4 protein-coding genes are annotated in these 6281 nt (G+C 36.7%); 2 read left to right on the forward strand and 2 right to left on the reverse strand.

Translation table 11 applies throughout. The features are described 5' to 3' along the window. Positions 1-214: 214 nt before the first annotated feature. A complete protein-coding gene (gene ushA, locus A1D25_RS00590; RefSeq protein WP_157393787.1) occupies positions 215-1858 on the reverse strand; it encodes a bifunctional UDP-sugar hydrolase/5'-nucleotidase UshA in 1644 nt (547 codons plus the stop codon). 65 nt (positions 1859-1923) lie between these two features. Continuing rightward, the gene (locus tag A1D25_RS00595) at positions 1924-2286 is read right to left on the reverse strand and encodes a diacylglycerol kinase (protein WP_157393788.1); all 363 of its coding nucleotides are present in this window, start codon (positions 2284-2286) and stop codon (positions 1924-1926) included. 273 nt (positions 2287-2559) lie between these two features. On the opposite strand from A1D25_RS00595, the gene sstT reads away from it, so the two are divergent. Together sstT and A1D25_RS00605 are read left to right on the forward strand one after the other, a co-directional pair. Further along, positions 2560-3771 carry a serine/threonine transporter SstT gene (gene sstT, locus A1D25_RS00600; protein WP_157393789.1) on the forward strand — a complete coding sequence of 404 codons (1212 nt, stop codon included), beginning with the start codon at positions 2560-2562 and terminating at the stop codon, positions 3769-3771. Positions 3772-3915: 144 nt separating this feature from the next. Then, a complete protein-coding gene (locus tag A1D25_RS00605) occupies positions 3916-6210 on the forward strand; it encodes a DNA internalization-related competence protein ComEC/Rec2 (RefSeq protein ID WP_157393790.1) in 2295 nt (764 codons plus the stop codon). Positions 6211-6281: the final 71 nt, after the last annotated feature.

Consider the following 6281-nt stretch of genomic DNA (forward strand, 5'->3'; position numbering starts at 1 on the left):
GGTTTGTCATCAGTCTGAGGTATTAAATTACCTCTTTTGTACATAAATAAGTAAAAAAATAGTGGGCATTTAGCCCACTCAGACTGATGACAAACTTCAAAAGAACGTAAAATCTGTAGGGTGGGCTTTAGCCCACCATCTTTAAAATCAATAAGTTACAAAATGGTGGGCTTCAGCCCACCCTACACGAAATAAGTTTGTCAATAATCTGGTATTATTTAAAAATAATATCTTCTTTCGGATCAAATTTTGATGCGTCTAACGGGCTATTTTCTTCAAAATATTTTTTCAACATTTCAGCATCAATAAAGCCTGTATTAACATAGCTTGGGTGTTTTTTCATTACTGGATAACCATCACCGCCACTTGCACAGTAATCAGGTAAAGAAACTTTATATTTCTTGTTAAGATCTAATGGTTTTCCTGCAACTTTAACATCTGATACCTGTTTTGCAGTACGATCAACAACCATTGAAATACCTGCAAATTGTGGATAAGCACCTGTATCAATCTCTTTAAGAGCCACAACATTTAAGTAATCAAGTAATTCTTGCCCTGTTAAATCCACGGTTGCAATCATATTACCAAACGGCTGAACAGTAAGAATATCTTTATAAGTTACATCACCTTCATTGATTGAAGTGCGAATACCACCAGAGTTCATAATACCAATATCAGCTTTTACACGTTCCATTTGCGATTGTGCAATTAAACGACCTAAATTAGTTTGGTGGAAACGAATAATTTTACGATCACCTTCAAATTTACCTTTTACTTCACCCACTTTTACGCCAAGTAATCTATCACCTTCATCTTGATATTTTTTAAGGTGTTCAAATACAGCTTGGTCTTCAGCAATTTCAGTTTGATACAGTTTATATTCTGATTTGCCATCTTCTAATTTGATCTTTTGTTTCAAATTCACAGGAATCAGTTCATATTTAACTAATTTAGTTTCGCCATTTTTAAATTCAAAATCGGCACGACCAACAAATTTACCCCATTCACCCGCTTGAACAATCCAAGTACCATTTTGGAAATCAGGTTTACATTCTTCACCTGGTGTATATTTTAATTTGAACTCGCCTTTTTCATCGATACACACCGTATCGTGAGTATGTCCACCGATAATTAAATCAAAAGCACCTTTATCTAAACGGCGAGCAAGACTCACATCACCTGGTGCATTTGAACCGTGTTGTTCGTTAAAGTAGTAACCCATATGTGTTAATGCAATACGTACATCTGGTTTTTCAGTTTGGTTAATTTCAGCAAGTGTTGCTTTTGCCGTTTCAATTGGGTCATTAAAAATCACGTTTTCTGTGACATCAGGGTTACCTAATTTACCTGTATCTTCCGTTGTTAAGCCAACTACCGCTACTTTTAGACCATTTTTATCTAAGGTAACATAAGGTTTGACTAGTGGTTTGTTAGTTTTTTTATTGATTACGTTTGCAGAAATAAGCGGGAATTTTGCCCATTTTTCTTGCATATCTAAAATTTGAAGAGGGAAGTCAAACTCGTGGTTACCTAACACTGCAACGTCATAACCAATCATATTCATTCCTTCAATATCTGGTTTTGCATTTTGCATATCAGACTCAGGAACTCCCGTATTAAAATCACCAGCGTGTAGTAATAATACTGAACCGCCTTTGCCTTCTACTTCTTTGCGAACATTGTCAATAAGTGTTTTTTGGGCTGCAAAACCATATTCGCCTTTATCATTTTTCCAGAAATGACCGTGAGTATCATTCACGTGCAATACGGTAAATTGGTAAGTTTTATCTGATTCGTATGCCATTGCGGTTGTTGCACTTAATAAGGCTGCCGAAAGTAGAGTTTTAGTAAACTTCATAAAGTCCTCTAATGTTGTGTGAATAAAAATGTAAAAAATAATAAAAATCTAACCGCTTATTCAAGTTAGAAAAATAGGATTAAAATCCAAGTTACGCCAAACATTACCATTGTCATAAAGACAGCAGCAGAGCCAATATCTTTTGCTCTACCTGATAATTCGTGGTATTCCGAACCAATGCGATCAACAACAGCTTCAACAGCACTATTTAATAATTCCATCGCCAGTACTAATAAAACTGAGCAAACTAATAGCACTTTTTCGATAATACCATCGCCTAAAATAAATCCTAATGGAATAAGAAAAAAAGAAAGCCACACTTCTTGACGAAATGCAGCTTCATTGATGTAAGCACTTTTTAAGCCCTTCATTGAGTAGCCTGTTGCTCGAATAATACGTTTAAAATCCGCTTTGTTTTCAGGTTTCATAAATTCTCTTGAAAATGAATGGTAAAATTTTAGTTATTCTACCTGAAAGCAAAGGTTTGCGGAAAGAAATTAAGCTATTTTTTAATCAGAAGTTAGATAAAATTTAAAAAAATGAAACAAAAGCAGTGTAGTATAAAAATTTTATGACTTTATCATCAGAATTTCTTACTTGACTATTCACTTATTACTATTTTTCCGCTAATCTCACACTTCTATTTTTTAGGTGGATAGACGTCTAGGCGTTTATTATTTCTTTCTCTTACAGGAATTTTTATGAGTAACTGTGTATCTTCAAAAATCCTTGGCGGTAATTTAGTATTACGTATCGCTGTAGGTTTGGTTCTTGGGCTGATTTTAGCTCTTACATTTCCTGATATGGCAACTAGTGTTGGTGTATTAGGTCAATTCTTTGTGAAATCATTGCGTGCAATTGCACCCATTTTAGTTTTCACTTTAGTTCTTGCGGCAATTGCTAATAAAGAAGTTGGCAGCGATAGCCGTTTAAAACCCGTATTAGTCTTATATCTGGTTGGTACTTTCTTAGCTGCGGTAACAGCGGTGGTTTTAAGTTACCTATTCCCAACCACGTTAGAATTAGTAACAAGCCCAGATGGTTTAGCACCACCACAAGGTGTGGGTGAAGTATTAAAAACCGTTATTTTTAATTTAGTGGATAACCCTTTAGGTGCAATCACAAATGGTAACTTTATTGGTATTTTAGCTTGGTCAATCGGTTTAGGTATTGCATTACGCCACGCAGCACCTAGCACAAAAGTGTTATTAAATGATATGGCCGATGCAGTGTCGTTTGTGGTAAAAATCGTGATTGCATTTGCACCAGTTGGGGTATTTGGCTTAGTAGCTGAAACTATCGCAACGAATGGTTTAGACGCTTTCGCAGGTTATGCAAAATTATTAGCGGTATTACTAGGTGCAATGGCAATTGTTGCATTCTTATTAAACCCAGCTTTAGTGTATTGGAAACTTCGCCGTAACCCATATCCACTTACAATTACTTGTTTGCGTGAAAGTGGTGTAACAGCTTTCTTTACTCGTAGTTCAGCAGCAAACATTCCAGTTAATATGAACCTTGCTAAACGTTTAGGTTTAAAAGAAGAGATTTATTCAATCTCAATTCCATTGGGTGCGAATATCAATATGGCGGGTGCTGCGATTACTATCACCGTCTTAACGTTAGCAGCAGCTTATACTCAAGGTATCGTGCCTGATTTTTGGACAGCATTATTATTAAGTTTTGTTGCTTCAATTTGTGCTTGTGGTGCATCAGGCGTTGCTGGTGGCTCTTTATTACTTATCCCACTTGCGTGTAGTTTATTCAACATTCCAAATGATGTAGCCGCACAGGTTATTGGTGTTGGTTTCATTATTGGTGTTATTCAAGACTCAGCAGAAACTGCATTAAACTCATCAACAGACGTGCTTTTCACCGCAGCAGTAAGTTTATCTGACGAAGAAAAGCAATAAAAATTAGCTTATTCAAAAGCAAATCCTTTAAAAGCAGATCATAATGGTCTGCTTTTTTTGTGATGTCGATCGACAAATCCTTTTTTCTTACTTTTCTCTTGGCGATTTTGCGTAATACTAAAAACACTAATTGAGTATCACGCAATGAATTTAGATCGTTTTTGTTATTATTATCTATTTGCTACTTTACCTATTCTTATTCTGCCTAAAGTGCTTTTATATGGTGGAATGGGGGTAGCAGGTATTTTTCTTATTTTGGCTTTATATAAACGGCAACTAAGCTATCTATTTTTAGCGATTACAGTTGCTTTGAGCTATTCGATTACACTTTGGAAAATTTCACAAGCTGAGCTTGTTCAAGTAGAGAAACTGAGTGAAAAAATTCAAATTGTCCAGATTTTAAAACAACAAGAGTATCAAACCGCCATCGCCAAGCGAGAAAATGGGTTACGTATTTATTTGAATTGGCAGAGTGAAACACCACTTTATTTAGATCGTTTTTATCAAGCGGAATTAACCATTCGTCCAATTTCTAGCCGTTTAAATGAAGGGAATTTTGATCGACAAAAATGGTATTTTGCACAAAATATTCAGCAAATCTCTACGGTTAGAAACGCAATTTTGCTCGAACAGCAGTCAATACCATTTCGTACTGCTTGGTTAGAAAGAGCAAAAATGGCTACTAGTGAATTAGGTACACAAGGATTACTACTTGCCCTAGCCTTTGGTGAAAGAGCGTGGTTAAAGCAAGCCCATTGGGATATTTTTCAACAAACTAGTACTGCACATTTAATTGCAATTTCAGGGTTACATATTGCACTTGCAATGGGTATTGGTGTGCTATTTGCACGAATAGGGCAGTGGCTTGTATGTCGTTTGGGTATTTACCAAGCGGTAAGATTTAATCCGTTTTTTGCAAAAAGTATCGGGTTTTGTTTTGCTTTGGGTTATAGCTTTTTAGCTGGCTTTGCTATCCCAACGGTAAGAGCATTAATTGCAATTTGTTTGGTGTTGCTTTGTCAGATTGCTAGAAGGCATTACACATCTTGGCAACTCTGGTGGCGTTGTGTGGCACTATTAGTCTTACTTGACCCTATGGCAGTACTTTCTGATAGTTTTTGGTTGTCTATTCTTGCCGTAGCCAGTTTGATTGCTTGGTATCAGTTTTTCCCAATGGAGAAATATTTACCTGCTAAGTGGCAAGCAAAAGGCAATGGTAAATTTTCAATAAAATCTATCCGCTTTATCTGTGGGTTATTGCATTTACAGTTTGGTATCTGGCTCATCTTTTCCCCAGTGCAACTCTATTTTTTTGATGGCGTGGCTACCTTTGGTTTATTGGCGAATGTAGTTATAGTGCCACTATATAGTATGGTATTAGTGCCTCTAATTTTAGTGAGTTTGATAACGGATAATCTTTTTTACACTTGGCAAATCGCAGATTGGTTAGCCAACTGGAGTATTATTGTACTTGAACCTTTAACCACTTGGGTTGATCTGAATTATCAACAACAGTGGCAGTTGTTAAGTCTAAATCTCTTTATATTGACGTTACTTTATGTGTGGCAACTTAGGCAAAAATGGCAAAAAAAGTGGTGGATCGCACCGCTTATCGCACTCTCTTTCTATACTGTAAAGATTATTCCTCACTTTTGGGGAAGGGGATCACAAATCGAATGGCTTAATTTCGATATTGGGCAAGGGTTGGCAATGGCATTGGTTTATTGGGAAGATAATCAGAAAAAGGCAATTCTCTACGATACAGGAGCAAGTTGGCGGGGTGGATCAATGGCTCAACTTGAAATTATTCCTTATCTAAAACGAGAAGGGATTGATGTTAAAGCTATTTTTATTAGTCACGATGATAATGATCACGCAGGTGGTGTGGGAGATGTATTATCGGCTTTTCCACAAGCAGATTTTATTTCTCCAAGCAATAAACGTTACAACGAAACGGTATCTACCCCTTGTGTTAAAGGACAAGAGTGGTACTTTGGAAAAATCCAGTTAAAGGCACTTTATCCAATCCAGCGAGTTGAACGAGCTAAGAATGCGGATTCTTGTGTAATTTTGGTTACGTTAGGGGAGTATAAGCTACTTTTTACAGGGGATAGTGGTGTTCAGCAAGAGCGACAATTTGTTCATCAAGTGGGGCATATTGATTTTCTACAAGTTGGGCATCACGGCAGTAATACAAGTACTAGCCAAACATTATTAGCCAATACCCAACCAAAGTTTGCCATTATTTCAGCCGGAAGATGGAACCCTTGGCGGTTACCTAATTTGCAGGTTGAAAAACGTTTAGCCAATTATGGTGTAACAAGTTTAAATACTGCTCAAGTTGGAATGGTTAAAGTGAGTTTTGATGAACGGGGTTATAAAATCAATACTGCAAGAGCAGAATGGAACCCTTGGTATCAAGCCTATTTCGGCAATTAAAAAGGCAATGCGTTTGCATTGCCACAGATTATTGACAAAGTCCTTTTTCATTCGGACGCCAGCGTGGCGTC

It is taken from the genome of Ursidibacter arcticus (genome assembly GCF_009761375.1).
GTDB lineage: Bacteria > Pseudomonadota > Gammaproteobacteria > Enterobacterales > Pasteurellaceae > Ursidibacter > Ursidibacter arcticus.

Bases quoted from the DNA above. Each gene is read 5' to 3' on its own strand.
- ushA (WP_157393787.1), bottom strand. From the start codon at position 1,858: ATGAAGTTTACTAAAACTCTACTTTCGGCAGCCTTATTAAGTGCAACA.
- A1D25_RS00595 (WP_157393788.1), bottom strand. From the start codon at position 2,286: ATGAAACCTGAAAACAAAGCGGATTTTAAACGTATTATTCGAGCAACA.
- sstT (WP_157393789.1), top strand. From the start codon at position 2,560: ATGAGTAACTGTGTATCTTCAAAAATCCTTGGCGGTAATTTAGTATTA.
- A1D25_RS00605 (WP_157393790.1), top strand. From the start codon at position 3,916: ATGAATTTAGATCGTTTTTGTTATTATTATCTATTTGCTACTTTACCT.